This is a genomic window from Bacillus sp. 03113 (genome assembly GCF_006546985.1).
GTDB lineage: Bacteria > Bacillota > Bacilli > Bacillales > Cytobacillaceae > VATK01.
On the sequence record NZ_VATK01000028.1, the window covers coordinates 1 to 22295 of the forward strand.

The 22295-nt window shown below is 35.8% G+C and carries 18 protein-coding genes, 9 tRNA genes, 1 pseudogene and 1 riboswitch; of the genes and pseudogenes, 20 read left to right on the forward strand and 8 right to left on the reverse strand.

Features of this window, described 5'->3' with window-relative positions; all coding sequences use genetic code 11:
* Positions 1-111 precede the first annotated feature (111 nt).
* The 9 genes from FDO66_RS19425 (at position 112) to FDO66_RS19465 (ending at position 973) form a co-directional block, all read left to right on the forward strand.
* A tRNA-Phe gene (locus tag FDO66_RS19425) sits at positions 112-187 on the forward strand.
* 18 nt (positions 188-205) lie between these two features.
* Positions 206-290, forward strand: a tRNA-Tyr gene (locus FDO66_RS19430).
* 12 nt (positions 291-302) lie between these two features.
* Positions 303-376: transfer RNA gene (locus tag FDO66_RS19435), tRNA-Trp, on the forward strand.
* Positions 377-385: 9 nt separating this feature from the next.
* Positions 386-461: transfer RNA gene (locus FDO66_RS19440), tRNA-His, on the forward strand.
* 42 nt (positions 462-503) lie between these two features.
* Positions 504-578: transfer RNA gene (locus FDO66_RS19445), tRNA-Gln, on the forward strand.
* Between the two features lie 3 nt (positions 579-581).
* Positions 582-656 (forward strand) — tRNA-Gly (locus tag FDO66_RS19450).
* Between the two features lie 17 nt (positions 657-673).
* Positions 674-747: transfer RNA gene (locus FDO66_RS19455), tRNA-Cys, on the forward strand.
* A gap of 31 nt (positions 748-778) precedes the next feature.
* Positions 779-867 (forward strand) — tRNA-Leu (locus FDO66_RS19460).
* A gap of 24 nt (positions 868-891) precedes the next feature.
* A tRNA-Leu gene (locus tag FDO66_RS19465) sits at positions 892-973 on the forward strand.
* A 175-nt stretch (positions 974-1148) separates the two neighbouring features.
* Here FDO66_RS19465 and FDO66_RS19470 read toward each other — a convergent pair.
* Together FDO66_RS19470 and FDO66_RS19475 are read right to left on the reverse strand one after the other, a co-directional pair.
* Positions 1149-1724, reverse strand: coding sequence for a response regulator transcription factor (locus FDO66_RS19470; RefSeq protein ID WP_141434320.1), 576 nt, complete (start codon positions 1722-1724; stop codon positions 1149-1151).
* Between the two features lie 191 nt (positions 1725-1915).
* On the reverse strand, positions 1916-3400 hold the full coding sequence (locus FDO66_RS19475; protein WP_141434321.1) for a sensor histidine kinase: 1485 nt from the start codon (positions 3398-3400) through the stop codon (positions 1916-1918).
* Positions 3401-3693: 293 nt separating this feature from the next.
* Between FDO66_RS19475 and FDO66_RS19480 the strand changes: the two genes are divergently transcribed.
* From FDO66_RS19480 to FDO66_RS19520, 9 genes are all read left to right on the forward strand, one after another.
* Positions 3694-3849, forward strand: a complete 156-nt coding sequence (locus tag FDO66_RS19480) for a type A2 lanthipeptide (protein ID WP_141434322.1) — start codon at positions 3694-3696, stop codon at positions 3847-3849.
* Positions 3850-4187: 338 nt separating this feature from the next.
* Positions 4188-7409: a type 2 lanthipeptide synthetase LanM family protein gene (locus FDO66_RS19485; RefSeq protein ID WP_141434323.1), complete on the forward strand. Its 3222-nt coding sequence runs from the start codon at positions 4188-4190 to the stop codon at positions 7407-7409.
* Entirely contained in the window at positions 7402-9603 is a 2202-nt protein-coding gene (locus tag FDO66_RS19490) for a peptidase domain-containing ABC transporter (RefSeq protein ID WP_141434324.1), read from the forward strand. The genes FDO66_RS19485 and FDO66_RS19490 overlap by 8 nt, the downstream gene beginning before the upstream one ends.
* Positions 9600-10124 (forward strand): TlpA family protein disulfide reductase, encoded by a 525-nt coding sequence (locus FDO66_RS19495; RefSeq protein WP_141434325.1) that lies wholly within the window; start codon positions 9600-9602, stop codon positions 10122-10124. The genes FDO66_RS19490 and FDO66_RS19495 overlap by 4 nt, the downstream gene beginning before the upstream one ends.
* Positions 10121-10558 carry a vitamin K epoxide reductase family protein gene (locus FDO66_RS19500; protein ID WP_141434326.1) on the forward strand — a complete coding sequence of 146 codons (438 nt, stop codon included), beginning with the start codon at positions 10121-10123 and terminating at the stop codon, positions 10556-10558. Before FDO66_RS19495 ends, FDO66_RS19500 begins: the two co-directional genes overlap by 4 nt.
* 852 nt (positions 10559-11410) lie before the next feature.
* Positions 11411-11492, forward strand: a riboswitch (ZMP/ZTP riboswitch).
* Positions 11493-11542: 50 nt separating this feature from the next.
* Positions 11543-12709, forward strand: coding sequence for a phosphoribosylaminoimidazolecarboxamide formyltransferase (locus tag FDO66_RS19505; protein WP_141434327.1), 1167 nt, complete (start codon positions 11543-11545; stop codon positions 12707-12709).
* Positions 12710-12993: 284 nt separating this feature from the next.
* Positions 12994-13590 (forward strand): MarR family winged helix-turn-helix transcriptional regulator, encoded by a 597-nt coding sequence (locus tag FDO66_RS19510; RefSeq protein ID WP_141434328.1) that lies wholly within the window; start codon positions 12994-12996, stop codon positions 13588-13590.
* Positions 13591-13655: 65 nt separating this feature from the next.
* Positions 13656-14681 carry a serine hydrolase domain-containing protein gene (locus FDO66_RS19515; protein ID WP_141434329.1) on the forward strand — a complete coding sequence of 342 codons (1026 nt, stop codon included), beginning with the start codon at positions 13656-13658 and terminating at the stop codon, positions 14679-14681.
* Between the two features lie 370 nt (positions 14682-15051).
* Complete coding sequence (locus FDO66_RS19520) at positions 15052-15285, forward strand: YczI family protein (RefSeq protein WP_141434330.1); 234 nt, start codon at positions 15052-15054, stop codon at positions 15283-15285.
* A gap of 293 nt (positions 15286-15578) precedes the next feature.
* Here FDO66_RS19520 and FDO66_RS21550 read toward each other — a convergent pair.
* The 6 genes and pseudogenes from FDO66_RS21550 to FDO66_RS19545 form a co-directional block, all read right to left on the reverse strand.
* Positions 15579-15764, reverse strand: a pseudogene (locus FDO66_RS21550) (S8 family serine peptidase); the annotation flags it as partial.
* 12 nt (positions 15765-15776) lie between these two features.
* The gene (locus tag FDO66_RS19525) at positions 15777-16397 is read right to left on the reverse strand and encodes a histidine phosphatase family protein (RefSeq protein ID WP_181444669.1); all 621 of its coding nucleotides are present in this window, start codon (positions 16395-16397) and stop codon (positions 15777-15779) included.
* A complete protein-coding gene (locus tag FDO66_RS19530) occupies positions 16372-17079 on the reverse strand; it encodes an NAD(P)-dependent alcohol dehydrogenase (RefSeq protein WP_141434332.1) in 708 nt (235 codons plus the stop codon). The genes FDO66_RS19525 and FDO66_RS19530 overlap by 26 nt, the downstream gene beginning before the upstream one ends.
* 209 nt (positions 17080-17288) lie before the next feature.
* Positions 17289-17720, reverse strand: a complete 432-nt coding sequence (locus tag FDO66_RS19535; protein ID WP_141434333.1) for an RrF2 family transcriptional regulator — start codon at positions 17718-17720, stop codon at positions 17289-17291.
* Positions 17721-17779: 59 nt separating this feature from the next.
* A complete protein-coding gene (locus tag FDO66_RS19540; protein WP_141434334.1) occupies positions 17780-19144 on the reverse strand; it encodes an MFS transporter in 1365 nt (454 codons plus the stop codon).
* A 1-nt stretch (position 19145) separates the two neighbouring features.
* Positions 19146-19721 carry an AfsA-related hotdog domain-containing protein gene (locus tag FDO66_RS19545; RefSeq protein ID WP_181444670.1) on the reverse strand — a complete coding sequence of 192 codons (576 nt, stop codon included), beginning with the start codon at positions 19719-19721 and terminating at the stop codon, positions 19146-19148.
* Between the two features lie 618 nt (positions 19722-20339).
* Between FDO66_RS19545 and FDO66_RS19550 the strand changes: the two genes are divergently transcribed.
* Together FDO66_RS19550 and FDO66_RS19555 are read left to right on the forward strand one after the other, a co-directional pair.
* On the forward strand, positions 20340-20855 hold the full coding sequence (locus FDO66_RS19550; RefSeq protein WP_141434336.1) for a DinB family protein: 516 nt from the start codon (positions 20340-20342) through the stop codon (positions 20853-20855).
* A 1104-nt stretch (positions 20856-21959) separates the two neighbouring features.
* On the forward strand, positions 21960-22247 hold the full coding sequence (locus FDO66_RS19555; protein WP_141434344.1) for a hypothetical protein: 288 nt from the start codon (positions 21960-21962) through the stop codon (positions 22245-22247).
* Positions 22248-22295 lie beyond the last annotated feature (48 nt).

Below are 22295 nucleotides of genomic sequence, written 5' to 3' on the forward strand. Positions count from 1 at the left end.
CCCGTGGTGTAGCGGTTAACATGCCTGCCTGTCACGCAGGAGATCGCGGGTTCGATTCCCGTCGGGACCGCCATTAATTTCATCAATTTAATAAGCAGTATAATTAACAATGGCTCAGTAGCTCAGTCGGTAGAGCAAAGGACTGAAAATCCTTGTGTCGGCGGTTCGATTCCGTCCTGAGCCACCACTAAAGAATTTCTTAAGTGGAGGGGTAGCGAAGTGGCTAAACGCGGCGGACTGTAAATCCGCTCCCTCCGGGTTCGGCGGTTCGAATCCGTCCCCCTCCACCATTTTAACTAAATAGGGGTATAGTTTAAAGGTAGAACAGAGGTCTCCAAAACCTCCAGTGTGGGTTCGATTCCTACTACCCCTGCCAATTATTATGGCGGCTATGGCGAAGTGGTTAACGCATCGGATTGTGGCTCCGACACTCGTGGGTTCGATTCCCATTAGTCGCCCCATTTCATTTGAACATTTTATTAATTCTTAACATATATTGTTAGTGGGCTATAGCCAAGCGGTAAGGCAACGGACTTTGACTCCGTCATGCGCTGGTTCGAATCCAGCTAGCCCAGCCATTTGCGGAAGTAGTTCAGTGGTAGAACACCACCTTGCCAAGGTGGGGGTCGCGGGTTCGAATCCCGTCTTCCGCTCCAATCGAATACTTAATTAAGGCGGCATAGCCAAGTGGTAAGGCAGAGGTCTGCAAAACCTTTACCACCGGTTCGAATCCGGTTGCCGCCTCCATTTTTTGTTTATAATAAACTTTTTATATATTGCCGGGGTGGCGGAACTGGCAGACGCACAGGACTTAAAATCCTGCGGTAGGTGACTACCGTACCGGTTCGATTCCGGTCCTCGGCACCACTTGTTTTTAAACTATTTTAATATGCCGGTGTGGCGGAATTGGCAGACGCGCACGACTCAAAATCGTGTTCCTTCTGGAGTGTCGGTTCGACCCCGACCACCGGTATCTAATCTAAAATTAAGAAAACCCTTAATTAGCCAAAAAGCCAATACTTTGAGTAAAATCAAAGCGTTGGCTTTTTTAATTTAGTCCAAACAAAAGCGTACATACTTAGGTTGACACTTATAGCATAACAATTACATTAGTTAACAATCATACATTTTTTAACAAAAATCATTAACTATTTAAACAATTTGCTACGAATACTCCTCAACTGAGTTTTGATCGTATTCACTGACTTATGAAGTAACTCGGACATTTGAGTTTTATTGTACCCCTTTTCCCGCAAGTCATAAATTTCTCGTTCGCTTGGCGTTAATAGCATTAGTGGGATTTCGTGGCGTATGACGGAAGCTGCATCTGAATGAATAGAAGATTTTTCAGCATAAGCCTCTCGTATGCATTTTACAATATCATGAAAATTGGATTTTGTAATATAATTAATGGCTCCGTTTTGGAATGATTTAATAATGACTTCATAGTCTGTAAGAGAAGTGAGCATAATGACTTTGGATTTAAGTTCTTTATTTCTTGAGATATCTCTTGCAGCGTCTAAGCCATCCAGGTGATTTTCAGTTAAATTAATATCCATTAATATGATATCAATCTCCATTGTCTGCAAAGAATCAAGTGCCTCGAGTTTAGTTGTAGCCACTTTGACGACTTCAATATCTTCCTCCTTGTTCAAGTCGGAGGAAAGCTGCTGCTGCCAAAACTCATCATCCTCAACCAGCATGACTCTAATGATACTTGCCATTTTTTCTCCTCCGTCCAAATAGCATGCCTTCCTGATAAGAGAAGAAAGCCTTCTCAGAACCTAGATGACTCTAAAACTAATAAACTACTTATGGAAAAGTCAAATTGCTTAAGTGTCCTTCCGAATAGCATTTTCGTAGAAGCTCCCTTATTCAGCTCGTTGCAAAATAGGGAACTTGCACCTCCTTTGAATCAACTGCTTAAATTTTGGAAGGTTGAGACTTCGTTGTCCTCTGATAGATGTTTTCTTTTGTCATTATGATTCAAATAAAGGACTCGTTTTCGTGGAAAGCGTATTTCCATTAGTGTCCCTTTTCCCTGTTCACTCTCCAAGATTTGAAGAGTGCCTCCATGTTTTTTTATAACGTTGTAACAATAACTAAGTCCTAATCCATGGTGAAGTGTTCCTTTTCTTGTCGTGAAGAAAGGGTCGAATACTTTAGCCGCATTTTCTTTTGAGATACCTGCTCCATTATCTTTAATCCAGATAACAACATCCCTTTTCAATTCAGCTAGGATGATTTCTAAAACTCCTTTTCCAGGTTCCATTGATTCGATAGCATTCATACATATATTGCTGATTGTTTCACTGATATGGGTAGGATCACACATAACGATTGGGTCGATTTGGTAATCTTTATGTAGTAAGATCTGTTTTTCTTGCAACATAGTAGCTAATGATGAAAGCTGTGTTTCAAGCAGTTTACGAAGTTGTTGAGGCTGTTCTTTTAAAGTAATTTCATCTGTTTTTTCCTTAATCCTTGCGACCATATCTAACATGTGATCTGTAACATTAAGTATGCGTGAAATGTCTAGTAATATATCTTCTTTACGATTCAAGTGAATGGAATCTTTGATTTTATTACTTAAGTAATTAATTTTTTGAACTTCATTCTTCAGTGTATGATTAAGAATGATCGTTCCTTCTGTAAGAGACCTCATGGAAAAGTCCAATTTTTGTTGTACAATACGAAGCCTTATCCCCATAAACCCATACTTTAGGCCAAAATAAATGAAAGACGAAACGAACCATATGACAATTAGAAAATTAAACTTCCATAAATTATTACTTGAAATAATTAAACCACTTTTAGTGATTAAAAAATAATTCATTCCCAAATAATCTGAGCCATACACAAATAAAACGGATATCATTACCATGTTTGTTCTAAAGCGATTTGCTCGATAGACAGGGTTTTTTTCTTTGAAGTAACTAAGGATATACAATAGGATGCCAGAGAAAAAATAAACACCTGATACTATTTTAAATAGAGTTCCTCCTAGTACCGCATCGGGGTAATAGGGAGGGATATAAATGACATAAATAATAATCGGTACCAACAAGAGCAAAGAGAGAATGTAGTATTTTTTACGAGATAAATGACCAATAAAAACGATACTGCTCATCAAGAAAATGTAAGGTAGAAAATGATATTCGATTCCCCAAAGTCCAATTGTTAAAATACGTATCGATTCAAGCAGCACAGGAGAAAAAGTTTCTTGTTCACGTAGAAAAGGGAGAAGAGATTGGTTTACCACTACCGAAAAGCTGGCAAATCCTGCAATAATGGACAAAGCACTCATCCAGTATATGTATTTGTTTTTATAATTGTTTAAAAGAAGAATGGTGCCGATGGTCCACAAACTAAGAAACATGCCAATATAAAATAAAGTCATGAAGGCAACCCCCTAAAACACACTTTTATCATTTTATATTGCTAATATGAATTGAAACAATGATGAATATCACAATATATAGGCTTAGATACTCAGCAGTACTATGAGATATGTACATGTTCCATATAATTTGAAGTGAAGAATTTCTATCTGTACGATGGGGGGGTGATAATAAATCATCCTCCCTTTATTTCATTTCCTCTTTTATAATCAACTCAGGTTAAGGAAAAACATCCTAACCGATTGGATAGCTGGCCGGCTTTCAAATAATAAAAATATTGGAGGAAACAAAAATGTCTGAATTAAAAAAAGAAGAACTTCTAAATTTAGTCCCCTCAATAAGTGATGAAGAACTGGAGCAAGTGGCTGGAGGAAGACCATGTGGTTGGATTTGTTCTTATACATTGGACTGCGCTTGGTTACCATTTGGCTGCAGTTGTTTAGACTAATTGTATTTAGACTCCCATGTTGTAGGAAGGACAGATTAAACAATAAAGGTTTGTAAGGGCTACCATTTAATGAATCAAGATAAATATGAATTGAAAATATTAGTAATCTCATTTAAAGAAAGATTTTAACGAAATAATTATAAGCGATAAGTTAATAATTAGCTATACATTATTTCTTTGAAAAGTCAAAAAATTCTAAAGTTACTATTTTTATTAAGAGGATGATCATAAATCATCCTCCCCCTTTTTTCGACTCCCTATTAGAAGGCTTGAAAGAATGAAAAACATTGAAATTTCTTTGTTAATGGCAAGTATTGAAAGGGAAAAGAGTGATACTAATGGTAATAAAATCTTCTGAAAAAAATCTTCATAGTTGGAACAGTGCATTGTATTTAACGGAAAGGAAAATCGACCCTTCCATTATGGAGAAGGACGGAGAAAATCATGTTCTTCAGTGGTGTAGTCGGACTGGATTGACTCCGGAATTGCTGCATTTTCGATTGAAAGAAGACGGTCTAGACTATCATTTGTTTCAGAAAATCCTGTGTGGCTCTAGTCAACCGTTTGATTATAAAGAAAAAGATTGGTTTAGAACATTGGAGGATATATTTTCTGTAGAAAACCTTTTAACAGAGGAGAATGTTGAACGAATTGATCGTTCTCAATCGCCTTTCTACCCATTCATGGTTCCTTTTATGTCTTGGGCTAAAAGACAAATGCTTGATCAATTCAGAATTTGGAAAGAGAGACAATCTAACCTGCCTTTCAAAATCTCGAACATCATCTCTGTTCTCATGAAAGCTGTCCATCAATATGTACATTCAATGTCGGGGAGAATGCTAGTCTATGAATTGAATGTGGCTCGTCTGAATGAACAGTTAAAAGGGGGCACGCCGGAAGCACGATTTGAATATTTCGTTCGTGAAAATCTAATTGAAAAGCAACATATTTACCAGCTTCTACAAAAATACCCTGCATTGGCTCGCTTGCTTTCTGAAGGTACTAGAAATCTAGTTGATTCCATTCTAGAGTCGGTTAGTCGTTTCTTAGATGACTATCACGCAATTGTGCAAACGTTTAAAGGTAATTTTCTTGAATTAATAGACATTGATACGATGGAAGGAGATCGCCATAATCGTGGCCGGTGTGTAATGATCTACCATTTCGCTTCGGGGAAGCGTCTAGTTTATAAACCAAGAACTTTATCTATGGACGTTCATTTTCAGGAGTTCCTCTGTTGGATGAATGATAGAGGAGCCTGTCCTAAATTTAAAACACTGAATATCCTTTCCAGACCTGAATACGGTTGGGAAGAGTGGGTGGAGCACAAAGAATGTGAACATGAAGATCAAATCATTCGCTTTTATCAACGGATGGGCGGTTATTTAGCAGTGCTTTATCTGCTTTATGCAACAGATTTTCATCTTGAAAATGTATTGGCTAACGGTGAGCACCCATTCTTAATTGATGTTGAAGCTTTGTTTCAAAATGTGATTCCACTCGAAGGAAATGAAGAAAGTGCATTTCAAAATGCAGCTCAAATACTGAATCAATCGATCCTTCGATCAGGTATGCTGCCAGTTTCACTATTTAAATCTGGGGAATTCCGCGGATTGGAAGTGAGCGCCATTGGGGGACGTGCGGGCCAGGAACTTCCTAGAATGGTCTACCGCTATGAAAATATTAGAACGGATCAAATGAAGTTAGTCAAAACAAAAGGTTTCCTAAAAGGGGGACGCAATCGCCCTAGGCTAAATAAGGATGAGGTGAAAACGGAGGCTTATGTAGAAGAGATCGTAAATGGATTTCGTCAAGTTTATAAGCTATTAACTGATAATCGCGAGGAACTCATGACGGAAGAAGGACCGTTGGGGGCTTTTGCTGATGACTCTGTCCGTGCGGTGTTCAGGAATACGTACAATTATGCCACGATGCTTGAAGCAAGCTTGCATCCGAACTACCTTAAGGATGGTCTTTCTCGTGTTCAATTGTTTGATTTTCTATGGAGAGCAGTCGAACATCAGCCGTCAATCGTTAGGCTTGTTTCATCAGAAACGGCCGATTTGCTAAGGGGAGATATACCTATGTTTACCAACAAGGTAAACTCAAGAGATCTTTGGGACGTTCGGGGCAAAAGAATTCAAGGATTTTACCCGAAATCTGCATTGGACTTAGTTTTTGAGAGATTGCAAGGTTTAAGTTTAGAAGATTGTGAGAAACAAATTTATTTTATTCGCATGTCCATGTCAACCATTACAGAAAAGAATAAAACATCTACTAAAAACTCTCTGAAAATGGCTCCCAAGTTGTCTAATCACTTAGCAAGTCAGAATCAATTTATTGAAGCTTCGGTTAAAATTGGGGATCTTTTACTTAATGAGGCTGTATGGGGGAAAGATGGCAGGGATGTTTGCTGGATCGGGTTAAGTACAGATGAATCCGAACAATTAACTTTCACTCCCATGAACGATAGCCTCTATGATGGAGTGCTCGGAATGGCTTTATATTTTGCCTACTTATCCAGGGAAAGCGGGGAGCAAAGATTTAATAAAGCTGCACATGCAGCTTTACAAGGAGCCTTCTCCATTTGGGAGTCGGGTATGACTGTACCATCTGTCTCTGCTTTTAACGGCTGGGCGTCAGGTGCTTATGTGCTAAGCCATTTAGCCGTATTGTGGAAAGAACAAGAACTTATGGATGAGGCCATAAGATTACTTGGAAAAACAGAACAGCTTATCGACAAAGATACACTTTATGATCTTATAGCTGGATCAGCAGGGGTTATTTTAGTAGCCTTACGGATTTATTCTTTAACAGGAAACAAAGAATGTTTAAATCTAGCGGTGAAAGCTGGCAATCATTTACTTGCCAAGGCTAGAAAAATGAATAAAGGAATTGGTTGGGCTTTTGAGAAAGAAGGCTGTGTCCCGATCGGAGGATTGGCGCATGGGGCAGCAGGGTTTTCATGGGCTCAGATGGAGCTGTCTAAGATAAGCGGCGATGAAAAATTTTTAGAAGCCGCATTACAGGCTTTAACATTCGAGAGAACTTTGTTTGATGAAGGAGCTGGGAATTGGAAAGACGTTCAACCTGAAGGGATTAGATATTCAACAGGGACTAGTGCAGTCAAATGGTGTCATGGAGCGCCAGGTATAGCTATGGGGAGAATCATGTCCTTCAGGCTTTATCCAGATGATCACATCCGTAAAGAGATTGAGATTGCATTAAATACCACTTTACATCATGGATTTGGTGTAAGTCATTGTTTATGTCATGGAGATTTGGGAAATTTAGATGCTATGCTCCTTGCCGGCGAAGTTCTTGAACAGGAAGCTTGGAAAAAAACAGCACTAGCATGTGGAACACGTGTCTTAAAGGAAGCAGAAAAGAGTGGATGGATTTGCGGAATTCCACATGGATTAGCGACTCCTGGTTTGATGACAGGAATGGCTGGAATTGGTTATGGCTTGTTAAGACTTGCAAATTCTAAAGCCGTTCCTTCCATTTTAACATTAGGAGGACCTATACCAGAAGGAAAAGGAGAGAATAGCATTGAATGACACTGCAGCTATATCTTGGGATCCTGTCTCTATTTCCAAACGATCAAGAGTTCCGTTTATAGAACAGATGGAACAATCGGAGTGTGGTTTGTGCTGCTTAGCGATGGTCTTTTCTTATTATAAAAGCGAGGTTCCTTTGGTAGAGTTTCGAGATAGAGGCGGTGGGGGACGGGATGGCACGAATCTAAGAATCCTTCGTGATATCGCCATATCCCTTGGCATGGTAAGCAACGGATATAAAGCAGAAGTTGAACAATTGAAACAATTGCGTTTACCGGCTATTTTACATTGGAAAGGCGATCATTTTATTGTGTTAGAGAGAATCAAGGGAAATCAGGTGTATATTGTTGATCCGGCGATTGGTCGGCTCGTTCTTTCCATAGAAGAGTTCGAACGGAATTTTTCGGGGACGGTTCTCTTATTGCACCCTGGACCTTCATTTGCCAAGTGGAAAAAAAAATCTGTCTGGATTCAGTATCTCCAGCTGCTTAAAAACGAATCTTGGCTAGTATCCTCGATGCTGGTCTGGACTTTATGGATTCAATTACTTGCCTTGATAACTCCTATTGCTACTCGATATTTACTCGATTATGTTATTTTACCAGAGGATTCTGCCTTTATGATGCAAATTTTAGCTGGAATGGTTGCTTTAATCATCATTTATTTCATGATTTCCTTTATTCGAGGCAGAATTCTTGTTCAGCTGCAGAACAGGTTAGATTTGCTTCTGATGAGTCGATTTTTTGAACGGCTGCTGCAGCTTCCATACCATTTTTTTCAGTTAAGAACGAGCGGCGACTTAATTTTGCGAGCAAACAGCAACATGATGATTCGTGAAATCCTTTCCTCAAGAACGGTGAGCATTGTTTTGGACGGCGGATTGGTTCTTATGTTTTTACTTTATATGTTAAAATACTCCCCTGTTATGACAGGTTATATTCTGATAGTCGGAGTTTTGCAAGTCTCAGTGCTGCTCATTAGCAATCCACCAATCAAGCGTTTGACTCAAGAGGAAATTTTGCGTCAAACGGCAGCTTCCAGCTATTTAACAGAGGTCATTCATGGGATCTTAGCTGTGAAATCGGAAGGAGCGGAGAAGCTTGCTTATGGACAATGGTCGAAGCTGTTTCAGGAGCAAATCAAAGCAGCTGAGAAACGCGGATTCATAGCATCCTATGTAGAAACGATTAACTCCCTGCTTAAATACGCTGCACCAATGCTTATTTTATGGATAGGTAGCTGGCAGGTACTTGCTCAAAACATGACTGTCGGAACGATGTTTGGTTTTTATTCGCTTGCAGTTGGATTCTTGGTTCCCTTGTATTCTTTAGTCACGACTGGAACACAAATGACCGTTATGGGCAGGTATTTTAATCGAATTATGGATATTTTAAGCGCCCCGGTTGAACAGGATAAAGGGAGTGAAGGAAATGTGCATCATCTTAAAGGGGAAATAAAGCTGGAGAATGTCAGCTTTCAATACAATCAATTTAGTCCAAAGGTGCTCCGTAATGTATCACTTCATATCCATCCAGGGCAAAAGGTTGCCATTGTTGGAGCTTCGGGTTCTGGAAAAAGTACATTAGCCTGTCTACTATTGGGGCTCTATAGGCCAACGGAAGGTTCAATTTGGTTTGATAATGAAGATTTGAATCATTTGGATAAAACCATGTTAAGAAAACAGATGGGTGTAGTGATGCAGCATACAACTGTTTTCAACCGTTCGATTTATGAAAATATATCTCTTCATAATCCTGAGTTAAGGCCAGAACTTGTCTTAGAGGCAGCAAAATTGGCGGAAATACATGAAGATATTATGCAGATGCCGATGCATTATGGAACCATGTTATCAGAAACAGGGAGTAACATTTCTGGCGGTCAAAAACAACGTATTGCCTTAGCACGTGCATTGACCCATCAACCTGCAATTTTATTGCTGGATGAAGCAACAAGTGCACTCGATGTTACAACGGAACAGCGCATACAGGAAAATTTAGCCCATCTTTGCTGCACTCGTATCGTAATAGCCCATCGCTTAAGTACTATTTTAGATGCTGATAAAATTATTGTATTAAGAGATGGAGAAATTGCAGAAGCAGGCACTCATCATGAACTGCTTAATAACAATGGGCACTATGCTCAGTTTTATCGAAAACGGATGGAGGAGCAGCAAAATGAAGGGGTATCTTTATGAGAAAGAATAAAAGATGGATCATGATCTTTATTATGGCGATTATTCCGATTGTAGGGATTTGGATTTTGAACAATCCCGGCATAATGGCACAAGCCTTTTTAAATTTGGGAGGAATGAAAGAAGGGGAAGACTTCCCTATGGTTCATGGAGAAGAGGTAGAAGGAGATTCTTTTCATTTGGAATCCTTAAAAGGAAAGCCTTATGTCGTTATGGTTGCTCGAATTGATTGCGAAGTTTGTAAAAGTTCCTATCCTACTTTGGAAAATAGCAAAGATCTTTTAAAGGAAGCTAATTTTGTTATGATTGGCAAGGGTGGAAAGGAAGAGTATAAGCAGGTGAAAAAGGATCATGACTTTTCATTTCCAATCGTATACGCTGATGAGCAGATACAAAAGGATTTGAAAATCAAGGTTTTTCCTACCTTTTATTTCATAGATAAAAACGGAAAAGTTATGAAACGGTTAGATGGATATGAGAAAGAGAAAGTTTTAAAACTGTTGAATGAGTGGACAAAGAAATGAACGGTATGTTGAGGTTATTAAGCATAGTAGTTGCAGGAATTGGATGGGCAGTTTCGGGATATCTTTATTTTGCCAATCAGATAGGAAAATTCGTCTGTCCAATTGGGGCTTGTCAGATCGTTAATCGTAGTGAATATGCAAAAATTGGTTTGTTTCCAGTTTCCATTATGGGAATCGTGTTCTATTTATTCATACTCTGCTTATTGTCCAAAGTTCCTTTCTTTTCTGCAAAGGTTAATCGGTGGATGCTTGGCATCCTCCTTGGAACAGGGTTGATTTTTTCTGCCTATTTGACCTATGCAGAGGTTTTTTGGATTCATGCCATTTGCTTTTGGTGTATGGTATCTTTTGGCTGTGTAGTTGTGCTTAATATCTTATATTGGTTGAGTGAAAAAAGAGGTAGACATTACTCTGTTAAGAACGAATATATTTAGATTCTAAAAATGAGATATTAAGACTGCCAAAAAGGTTTCTTACACTTTGTTTTCTTGAAGACATTTATTACACAAATTTCGTGCCCTGGATAGGCATTAGGTGGTAAGTATGAAGTAAATTGTACAGACCCATTTGGATTAAGAACCAAATGGGTTTTATTTGTGTTGATTTATACTTTGACCTAAGATGCACCACCATTTATTGAATTGAATTGAATTTGAGAGAATGGTGATCGTTTAATGCTTGGTATTATCCGATATTTATCCCTAGTGCAGATTGAGAATATAGTCTTTTAATTACAAACAAATTGTTACATTTACAAGTTATTTAAAAATGTCCATTGTGTTATTCCGCAAAAGGGCCATTATCTACAGTATGTTTTTCCGACGGATTCAACGTATTTTATGATAACAAAAATGGTAATTTTCTATCTTTGTGGAAACAATATATACAGTAATTATTTATAGTTTTTAACGTACACAAAGATAGGACTTTACTTGGAGAGATGGGTATGATAGGCTCGTATGCCTGAAGAAACAACTGCTTCAGCCTTTCAAGACCAATCGTACCCACAGAGTCTCCAAGTCCAGTCCTTAACCACTTATCTTGGCATACATGTACATAAAGATAAAAGGTGCATTCTATCAATATATTATCGATGATACTGTAGATAAGGGCCATTTTCTGGAATAACACATTTAAAGAAAATCGGTATATTGTGAGGGTTTTTACTATAGCTAAGAGATCATTAAATTCGATAAGGTTATTAATTTAAACCTCTCGAAACTTGAAGTAAAAGCATTATTTTCTTGTAGGTAGAAGGTTGTTTTGGTAAAATTTACATGATTAACATTACAATGTGTACTGGCGATTAAACGTGGATAACCACGAGGGAACACATTGGTATATAAGCCGTTCGCCTGGGCAAAGTGTTTGAATGAATCAAACGCTTTTTTTATTTATATGGAAGGGTGAATGTGTAGATGGAAGAAGTAACAATACGGTATGGCATTAATCCTCATCAAGGAAATGCCAAGGTTAAATCCTTTGAAAAATTACCTTTTAAAATTCTTAATGGAGAGCCAAGCTATATCAACTTACTTGATGCTTTTAACTCTTATCAACTTGTAAGAGAACTTAAGTTAGCAATAGGAGAACCAGCAGCTGCTTCTTTTAAACACGTAAGTCCTTCGGGGGCAGCAGTGTATAATCCATTAAGTAATGAACTGGCTAGGTCTTATTTTGTAGATGATTTGGAATTATCTCCACTTGCTATTGCTTATGCCAGGGCAAGAGGAACAGATCGAATGTCTTCATTTGGTGATTGTGCTGCTCTGAGTGATAACGTGGATCTTTCTGTTTCAAAAATTTTGAAAAGAGAAGTCTCTGATATGGTTGTAGCGCCAGGATATGATGAGGATGCCTTGGAAATGCTAAAGTCCAAGAAAAATGGAAAGTATCTAATTATTGAGATTGATCCGGATTATGAGCCTGAGCCATTAGAGGAAAGAACTTTATTTGGGGTTAACCTTGTTCAGCAAAGAAACAATGTGCAAATAACTGAAAAGATATTAAACAATATAGTGACTGAAAACAAATTTTTGCCCAATTCAGCAAAGAGGGATCTATTAGTTTCTGCAATAACACTAAAGTATACGCAATCCAATTCTGTATGTTTTGCAAAAGATGGACAGACGATTGGGGTAGGAGCAGGACAACAATCTCGCATTCATTGTACGAGACTAGCTGCAACAAAAGCAGAAAACTGGTACTTAAGGCAGCACCCAATAGCTCTGACGATGAAATTCCGTGACGGTATTTCACGTACTGTACAAAATAATGCAATCGATATGTGGCTTTCGGATGATCTCACAATGCCAGAAAGGCAAGCTTGGGAAGAGTGTTTTGAGGAAATTCCACATAGGCTTACTCGAGATGAAAAACGAGAATACCTAAATGGACTTAAAAATGTATCTTTTTCTTCTGATGCGTTTTTACCTTTCAGAGATAATATTGATCGTGCTGTACAAGTAGGCGTCAAATATATCTCACAAACTGGCGGATCATTCCGTGATAAGGAAGTAATTGATGCGGCAAACGAATATGGTATAGTAATGGCCTTCTCAGGAGTCCGTTTATTCCATCATTAAATGATTTTAATCTTTCAACAATCGGGCGCCATTCTTGAGGATCGGCGCTCATATTGCATTTTAGGGCCATTAACACATTTAAAGAAAATCTTTGTGGGTAAAGAGATTGTGAGGATTTCCATTAAAGGGTACTTTCCTTAAAAAGGCTACCAAGAACGGCAGTCTTTTTCTTATTGAGCTAAAGGACCATACTTTTAAAATAAAATAGACAGTATATTGACTAATATAAAAAATATGATATCGTTATTTTAGACAGTATAATGTCTAAAATGGAGGCGTTTGATATGGATATTTACAGAGAACTTTTTTTAATGCAGCAAACCTACGCTACTTTATTTTCACTTGCAAATAAAATTCAGGTAAAAGGTGATAAATCCCTTGAGCTCTTAACATCAAGACAGTATATGGCAATGGTGGCAATTGCTCATTTACCTGAAGATGATACAACATTGAACAATATAGCAAGAAAATTAGGAACCACAAAACAGAGCGTAAAACAGTTAATAACAATTATAGAAAATAAGGGTTACGTTAACATAGTACCCAGTAAGAAAGATAAACGTGCGATTAACGTGAAAATTACTGATACTGGAAAAAGAGTATTGCTTGTTGTTGCAGAAAAAGGAATCTTCTTTTTGGAGGAACTTTTTAAAAAGTTATCAACAGAAGAATTAGAAATAATGTGGGGCCTTTTAAAGAAACTATATAGTTTTGATGGTGAGGAACACGACGGATTTGAAGAAGAAGGCAACTTGAAAATGGATGATGATAACAATGAATTACAAATGAGTGTAATGGAGGAGTTTGAGAGACGAAGAATTCAAGCAACTAATGGGGGAAATAAATGTTCGGAAAAAATCGGAAAAGCTAATTTATCTTGAATAATATATATCAATCTTTTGAAATATTTTTAAAATAAAGGATATCCAAAGGGAGAGCAATCATTATGTTTGAAATCAGTGATGAAACATTACGATTAATTAAAAAGACCTGTAGAGGAAAAAAATATTTAAAGTTAACTGTTGGCTATTTCACAGACAATAATTCTGTAATAAAAATTTATAATGAAAATGGTGAACTTGATCCATCAAAAAAATATCATTATGAAATTGGGTCTATTACAAAGACTTTTACAGTATCTTTGCTATCAAAATATGTATTTGAAAACAAGTTGTCAATAAACGATTCAATACAAAAATATATAGAAGAACTTAAGGAAGACAAGTATTATCCTACATTACTCCGTCTCGCTACTCACTCTTCTGGATATTCAGGAAGACTGCCATTAAATAAACGGGAGTATTATAACCTAATTTTAGGTTTGACTATTGGTGGTGATATGAATAAGAATAATCCGTTGAATATGGATTTTAACAAAATGAAAATGCTAATTGAAAAAAATGCACTGAAAGATGCGGATTATTCATGGAAATATTCAAATTTCGGTATGTCACTTATTGGGTATGGATTGGGGACTGTATCAAGCAAGGGATATTGGGACACGATGAATGACTTTCTTCATAATGAACTTGGACTAAACGATACATATTTAGGAACATCAAATAATAATTTACATGGTTATGACAGAAAAAATAATGATTGTGGTAACTGGAATTGGACCAAAGAAAATCTTATTTCACCTGCGGGTGCAATAAGTTCAACTGCTGATGATTTACTTAAATATGCAAAAATAAATATTTACGAAGATAAACCATATTTGTCTCTTTGTCATAAAAAACATGGAAATGGAAATAAGAAGTATGATATGGGTCTTGGATGGTTGCTCTTAAAGAAAAACAATAATGTTATTTTGCATGGCGGTGGAACAGGATGCTTTAGTTCATTTTTAGGGATTGATAAGGAAATGAAAGTTGCCTCCGTAGTTTTGGCCAATTATAGATTAGGTATAAATGATGATGAAAATATAGGAATTTCCTTATTAGAAAGCCTACAGAAATCAAAAGATATATAAGAATTGCCAATAAAAAAATGGTGAGATTTAATCTATCATGTCACCTTATTCCTTTTATTTGAAATAAAGAAACTAATATATGTTCTTAATAATATGTAAAGCGAAAAGTTAATGTAGGATTGAGAAACAAATCACTTAAAGGGGGAGTGTTAGTAGAAGAACAATTATCATTTTAAGGAGCCCATATCTTAGTTATTCCATAAAAGGGCGCAATCCTGAAACAAGGATAAGTGCTCGTTATTCATTTTAGGCCATTAAATTAAATAACACTTAGTAGTTAAATTGGATATTTATGTTAAAATAATTATAAAGTTGTGAAGGATAAAGTAACGGATCAGGTTGTTCGGGAAGATGAAATAGGAGTGATTTTTTGTTAAAAATTCTACGTTATGTTTTATCAGTAGTAACTATTTTATTTGCTACTTATGGACTAATTACAAAAAATTTTGAGTTTAACCATATTCTGATATTTCTCTTAGGTCTAACAATGTTAATTATGGGATTAGAGGAATTTCGAAAAGAGCGAAAAGCGAACGGTTGGTTATTTGTTGTTGTTTTTTTATTTTCATTATTTGTATCAATACAAGGTTTTTTATTAAGCTAAAGGGTAGCTTAACTTCAATAAGACAAATATAAATGATCTTCCATAATAGGGCGCGATTGCTGAACAATGATGAGTCGCTTTTTTACTAGGCAGAACCGAATAGTTCTATAAATGATTGGACGTATATAATGAAGAAACCCAGCAATCTTCTCGTGTGAAGGTAGCTGGGTTTTAAAGTTGGATGTGCAAAATAACACTTAAAATAAGTGCAAATTATCGGTCAAAGTGACACCGTTATTTATGCTCTTATATGGAAGATTAGAAGAATTATTTAGTGTTAGATGGTGAGAGTCCTATTCTGCATATTCAATTAATTGAGAGGAGTTTAAGGTCTCAAGTTGCATAGGAGTCAAAGTAAGATTGTTAAAAGTAAGTCTATTAATCTTAATCTTATTTAAATCTCCTACTGACTTTAGTTGAAATTGTTTAAAAAAGTCCTGTATTTGCTGATCAGTAACGTTATTTTTAAATTTGACAAGGACACTATTTTTTTATCTGTTTATTTTATACATACCTTTTTCATAGCTCACCACAACTATTGAACCATTAGGTAAATTTTGAAATTTTGCCTGATTTTTGTTAATCATGTAGAGTAAAGTTAAAATCGTAAGACCATGACTAACAATTAAAACATTCTTAGCACCAAAAGTAGTTGCCTTTGAAACTATAGAGGAAAAACTTGACCATATCCTATTTTTTAAAGCTTTCCAAGATTCTGCTAGACCAGAAGTATCCTCGTTAAAAATGAAATCCGCTAATTCTTTCAAAGTCAGCTCCGATAGCTCTTCATCCGTTAGATTCTGAAACTTTAAACTCAAATTACTAAGGGTTTTATCAATATCTTGATCTTCGAATGAACCAAATTTCCATTCCCTGATCCCTTCATCTGCTTGAAAAATGATACTATCGTAAGCTAAAGCTTTTAGTATAATGTCTTTTGTTTCAATCGCTCTTTTTTGGTCACTAGAGTAAACTAAATCAAATTTGAGATCTCTATTTTTAAACTTTAAAACTAAATTTTCAATCATAGCTTTTCCGTTTTCAGTAAGTGATAAATCTGATTGCCCTTGAATTTTATTTTCAACATTAGCAAGCGTCTCGCCATGTCGCACTAAATAGATATTGAGCATATAAGCCTTGTTCAGCCATTTCCTTAATGCTGGATAACTGGCTATCGCTAGAAGAAATAGCACTTGAACTAAATAATACTTTCCGATTACTTATTGGATTTAAGCAAGAAGCAAAAATTGTATGAAACAGTTGCTTAGCGTTTCCAACAGCAACATATATCCCATTTACTTTCAACAAATTTTTATAGGTCTTGACAGGGTTATAGCCATTTACACTGATAATTTTATCAAACAACTTCCCGCATTTAGTAAAATCTTCTGATAAGTAGTCAATCACTGAATCGACCCCATAGCTTTTTACTAATTCGATATTCCTAGAACTATAAACAGCTGTTATTTGTGCATCTTTTGCTTTGACTAATTGAAGTACATATAAGCCGACACCACCTGAAGCACCATAAATTAACACCTTATCCCCCTTTCGAATTTTGGCTTTTTCTACACCAGCTAATGCAGCTATTCCTGAAAGCGGTAAAACCGCTGCTTGAAAATCCGTCAAATTATGGGGCTTATAAACTATATTATTTTTGTCACATAAAGCATACTCTGCCCATGCACCTTTTGGCATAATGCCCAAAGTAGTACCAAATACTTTTTTACCTATCTGAAAATCTTCAACATTTTCGCCTACTTCAACGATACTACCTGAAAATTCTCCACCCAAAGAAAATCCTTTTCGCCCTTGAAAAAATTTTATGACATGCGCAAAAAAAAGAAGGTTTCATAGGTATTTTAAATCTCTCAAAATCTATAATGTTTAGAGATGAAGCTTCAATTCTGACTAACACTTGATTTCGGTTTGGGTAAGCTAGTATCAGCAATTTTCAAACTTTCTTGCTGACTACCTTTTCCGCTATAAATCATAGCTTTCATTTAATCCTCCATAATTTCCCATACAGTTTTCTTTTTCAAAACCTCTAACATCGCTTGTTCAGCTTCATTTAATAAATCACTAACCTGATTGAGTTGCTTTTCAACTTGTTGAGCGTGTTCAAATTTAGAGACATCAAATCCTTGATAAAACTTAAACATGGCTTTACTGCCTTCTATCGCTTTAAAAATGTCAAATAAAGTAATGTCTTGCGTTTTTTTCATTAACATTAAACCACCTGAAATGCCCGTTTTTGAAGTAATTAGGCCTTCGTTTTTTAGCAATCCGACCAGTCGTTTTACACTTGGAATTGGCATATTTAGTTTTTCTGAAATACTCTGTATTGACGAGTATTTAGATTGTTCTTCCTCTGACTTTATGCTGATATACAGAATAATTTCTATAGCTTGTGAAAATGCGATTGAATATGACATGGTATAATTCTCCTATTTGGTATAATTAAGTTATTTTAATTATACCAAATAGTTAAAGTTTAATCCATCTTTTTTCTTTTAAAGAGAAGACTCACCATTGATGTTAAAAACACAAAGAAAAGCGCAACTTTATATATACTTGTGAAAGCTGAAATTTGGGTATATTTAACATCAATTTCTTGAATATTGCTATTAAGAGCTGAGATAAAGACCGCAAAAGCAAAAACTAGACCAACTTGACGCAAAACAAACAAAACAGATTGCGAAGCTGTCAGTAGATCACCTTTAAAATCACTCGCCCCTAAAACTTGAACTGGCCCAAGTAAAAGTCCATATCCAGCACCTAATAAAGCACAAGCAACATAAATTTGTATCGTGCTAGTCATACTTATCGTTACAAAAAGACTATAAGAAATTCCCATCAAAATAAATCCTAAGAAAATAATTAGTCTAGCACCAATTTTTGAAATCAACATAGAAGCCATCGGTGAAAAAATAGAAAGTACAATGCTAATAATCGTCAAAAGTAACGCAGCTGCCAATTCAGTTTGATGTTGAATTTTAACAAAATAAGTTGGCAAAATAATGAACACCCCAACAAAGAAAACTGTACTCAAAACCATAGTTAAAGCCGCACCGTTGAACTGGCGATAACTAAAGAGCTTCATTGGAATCATTGGGTAATCAATTTTATTTTCATACCAAATAAATGCGAGCAATGAGATGAAACTAATTGCAAATAAACTCATTATAGCCAGACTTGTCCAATGCCAAGCATTGCCCTGTATTGAGGCAAGTGTTAAGGTAAACAACGTTGAAATACAAAGAAGCGATCCGATGACGTCAATTTTTTCATTATTTACAGTTTCATTTTTAAAATCTAGTGTGTAAAAACATAAAGCAATAATGAGGAAAATGATTGGAGCATTTACAAAAAAGACCCAACGCCAAGAAAAGTATTGCGTCAAAACACCTCCAATACTGGGACCAAGCGCTCCCGCTAGACCCTGAGTCATTGCAACTGTTGCAATAATTGGTTTTCTATTTTCCACAGCACCTGTTGAATAAGCAATCGTCATTGATAAAGGTAGCACAATCGCTGCACCGAATGCTTGCATAAGACGCCCGCCAATTAGAAATACAACATTACCTGCAGCACCCGAAACAAGTGAACCTATTAGAAAAACAACAATACCAATCAAAAATGACTTATTAAGCCCGATACGTCCTGCCAACCTCCCTAAAGGAATCGCAAAAGCCGCAAATAATAGACTATAAACATTTAATGCCCAGTTCAAAGCTGTTAAATTTGTGTTCAAACTTACTTGGATACTTGCCAATGCAATATTCATTACCGTTGTATCAAGCAAGGTCAAGAAGACACCTAAACACATTGCAATTATAATTAATATGTTTTTATTCATGTCATATCCCTTTCTTAAAATACATAACTGAAAAATAACCACTTAAACATAATTTAGAATTCTGATACACAGTGAAGAGACATAATCCTATTCCTTTATTTTTCTTTCCTTTTACTGGGAGCTTGTGAATCAATATATCGTTACTTCTTTGAACAATATGTCTATATTTTTTAAATTCTTCAATGATATGATACTCGGCATCTGAACCTAAAAATCTAGATAGACTCACCATAGAAGCTTGTCTACATAATTCAGTTAATAGAATTGCTTCAATGTGTTCCTGATTGACATGGTCTAAATTTATTTCAGTTGTATGTGTAACATCACCTGAAAACAAACCAATTTTTGTCTTTATTGGCAACTCAATTTCTGAAATCATAACATTTTCCTGCGATGTTTTATGAACTAGATTTTTATCTACTAACCTTATTTTTGTTCCCAATAAATCACTAAAATTGATTTTTTCTAAACATTGAAGCAGACACTTTTTATCAGAAGGTGTGATTCTTGACTTTAAATAATTTTCTAAATTATGTTTTTCTAGACAGCCTTGAGTTTTAAAATCTTGAGCTACCAAACAATTTTCAAGCATATAGCGAAATGCTGTCAGGCTTTCTTCATCAGATACTACTAGTACTATTTCTTATCCTTTCCTTTCCTTGTCAAAAGTTAAAACGTAACGTACTTCACTGAACTTTACCTCTACTTCTTGCATAAATAACCTCATTTCTATCATTAAAAATAATAAACATAATTAGTATAATTCATTTATACTAATTTATCAATTATCAAGCATAAATATTTTCCTAATTTATTAATAAGTCGGTGAAAAGAACCAAGTTTCCTCATTTTACTTGGAATGAGGATGTGGGGAGAGAAAATGGGAAAAGGGGTATTAAGTATTTGGTCGAACATGTATTAAATTGGACGATAGAAGATGTCAAAAAGAATTGGTCTAGTAGGGGTAAGTCCGAGATAAGTCCAAAAACGGCATGATAGATAGAAAAAAATGTAAAAAGGGGTTTGGAAACGATTCGAGGGTTGAGGGGTCACCTGGGAAAATACCAATTGTTCAGCAATCGGGCCAGTTTATGGAGGATTTTAATAGTTTTTTTAGAATTATTATTTAAATAGGGATTTTGAAGTCTTTTAGTGAATATTAAATGTTAATCTATAGAAGATGGAGGTTGTTGTGATGTTGAAACTGTTTCAATATAACTGGCAAGTTCGTGATGATTGGTTTACATTGTGCGAAGACATACCGGATGAAGAACTATTAAAGAAACGGGTTGGTGGTTTCGGCAGTATCCTACATACCCTATTTCACATTGTAGATGTGGAATATATGTGGATCTTAGGTTTGCGAGGTGAACCAGTGCCTGAGGAGCCATTGTTTGAGGATTATGCTAGCTTACAAAAAGTGAAAAATCTTTCAGCTCAATACCATGAGAAAGTGAAGCCATTTGTGACATCTTGGACAAATGAAATGGATTCTCGGAAACTTTCAGAAACTGATTTCAATGAAGAACCGATTAGCTCTAGAGACGCACCAATCAGGCGCCGAGTCATTGAATGTACACACGGAGAGATCATACGTCATGTCATTGTCCACGAAATCCACCATATCGGCCAGTTATCTATATGGGCACGTGAAATAGGAAAGGAGCCTGTTTCCTCAAATCTGAGAGGAAGAGGGCTATTCGATAATTAGACTGCCTTTGCCAATTTCACAATCGGGCGCTTATCAGCAAAAAAGTAAGCTCTTTTTTTTGCGAAAAAAAGATTGAGTTGGTCGCTTGGATTTGAAATAATTGGTATTAAGGAATAGAAGCAGGTTAGTTGAACAAGGAAAATGATTTTTAGTGTGAATAATTCTTCTTATAGACCATTTTTATGATGGTATTTTTTTATGGAGGTATTTATGCCGATTTTAAAAGTAGGAAATGTTCGGGTGAGAAGGGATTCTAATGGAGATACAGTAATAATTAATAATCATAGTGCAATTAATGAGAGTGTTAAATATATAAATGAGCTTAAAGTAAATAAGGTAGATATAACTGATTTTGATTATGATGATTTAAATTTTTTAAATGAGTGTTCATCAATTGAAGAGTTGTCGATCCTTAATCATTTTTTAAAAAACCTAAGTGGTATATATAGCTTAAAAAAATTAAGAATATTATCCATTAATGAAACAACCACTAAGGTTGAATTTAGGATCAATGAGTTAAAAAATTTAGAGGTACTATCTGGTATATTACCGAAAAAAACCGTCGGTATTGATGAGTTAAATAAATTAAAAGGGGCTAATTTGTGGGGCTATAAACCAAAATCAAAGAATCTAATTGACATCAAAAACCTAAAGGAATTAAGCGTTCTAAGCTTAACGCAATCAAACATAGTTACACTTGAAGGAATAGGTGGATTAAACAACTTAAAAGAACTTCAATTAAATTATCTTAGATCCTTAAAAGATATAAGTGCATTTAAAGACATCAATGCTCCCTTACATGACTTAGAGTTTGATAAGTGTAAAAGTATTGAAGATTTCTCTCCAATTCAAAATTTAAGTCAACTTGAAAAACTTAAAATTTTCGATTGTGGAGATGTTACATCCATCAGTTTTGTAAAGAAATTAACGAAACTTAAAATGCTCTCTTTTCCAGGAACAAATATCTTGGACGGGAACTTAACTGTTTGTGATGGAATTGAGTATGTTTATTATACGAAACAGAAACTTAAAACTAAGCAGATTTCTGGTGATAACAGAAATCTTCAATGCTTAACTAAACCCACAATCGAATGGACAGTAAGAATGGCTGAGGGCGATAATATATTCACTTCGCAAAATATTGAATCTACTAACAAAGTTCTTGATTCTTACATTAATAACCTAAAAAATCTTGGAGTTAAGCCAAAAAAGAAAGACATAATGAAATATGTTAAAGACGTTGTAAACAAATTAAATGAATTAAATGACAAATATGATTACTTTATTGAAACAATGGAGAGAGAGGAACTAGCTGAGTTCATCGAGGAAGCTGCACATTTAGCTGGCTTAAAAATCGAAGGAGACATAACAGAAGAATGGAGAGAGTGGTAAAAGAAAATTCTTCTTCAACTAAAGGGTGCCATTCTTGAGGAATGGCGC

What these genes read in the sequence shown, in the direction of transcription:
- FDO66_RS19470 (WP_141434320.1), bottom strand. Translation starts at nt 1,724, where the DNA reads ATGGCAAGTATCATTAGAGTCATGCTGGTTGAGGATGATGAGTTTTGG.
- FDO66_RS19475 (WP_141434321.1), bottom strand. Translation starts at nt 3,400, where the DNA reads ATGACTTTATTTTATATTGGCATGTTTCTTAGTTTGTGGACCATCGGC.
- FDO66_RS19480 (WP_141434322.1), top strand. Translation starts at nt 3,694, where the DNA reads ATGTCTGAATTAAAAAAAGAAGAACTTCTAAATTTAGTCCCCTCAATA.
- FDO66_RS19485 (WP_141434323.1), top strand. Translation starts at nt 4,188, where the DNA reads ATGGTAATAAAATCTTCTGAAAAAAATCTTCATAGTTGGAACAGTGCA.
- FDO66_RS19495 (WP_141434325.1), top strand. Translation starts at nt 9,600, where the DNA reads ATGAGAAAGAATAAAAGATGGATCATGATCTTTATTATGGCGATTATT.
- FDO66_RS19500 (WP_141434326.1), top strand. Translation starts at nt 10,121, where the DNA reads ATGAACGGTATGTTGAGGTTATTAAGCATAGTAGTTGCAGGAATTGGA.
- FDO66_RS19505 (WP_141434327.1), top strand. Translation starts at nt 11,543, where the DNA reads ATGGAAGAAGTAACAATACGGTATGGCATTAATCCTCATCAAGGAAAT.
- FDO66_RS19510 (WP_141434328.1), top strand. Translation starts at nt 12,994, where the DNA reads ATGGATATTTACAGAGAACTTTTTTTAATGCAGCAAACCTACGCTACT.
- FDO66_RS19515 (WP_141434329.1), top strand. Translation starts at nt 13,656, where the DNA reads ATGTTTGAAATCAGTGATGAAACATTACGATTAATTAAAAAGACCTGT.
- FDO66_RS19535 (WP_141434333.1), bottom strand. Translation starts at nt 17,720, where the DNA reads ATGTCATATTCAATCGCATTTTCACAAGCTATAGAAATTATTCTGTAT.
- FDO66_RS19540 (WP_141434334.1), bottom strand. Translation starts at nt 19,144, where the DNA reads ATGAATAAAAACATATTAATTATAATTGCAATGTGTTTAGGTGTCTTC.
- FDO66_RS19550 (WP_141434336.1), top strand. Translation starts at nt 20,340, where the DNA reads ATGTTGAAACTGTTTCAATATAACTGGCAAGTTCGTGATGATTGGTTT.
- FDO66_RS19555 (WP_141434344.1), top strand. Translation starts at nt 21,960, where the DNA reads ATGGCTGAGGGCGATAATATATTCACTTCGCAAAATATTGAATCTACT.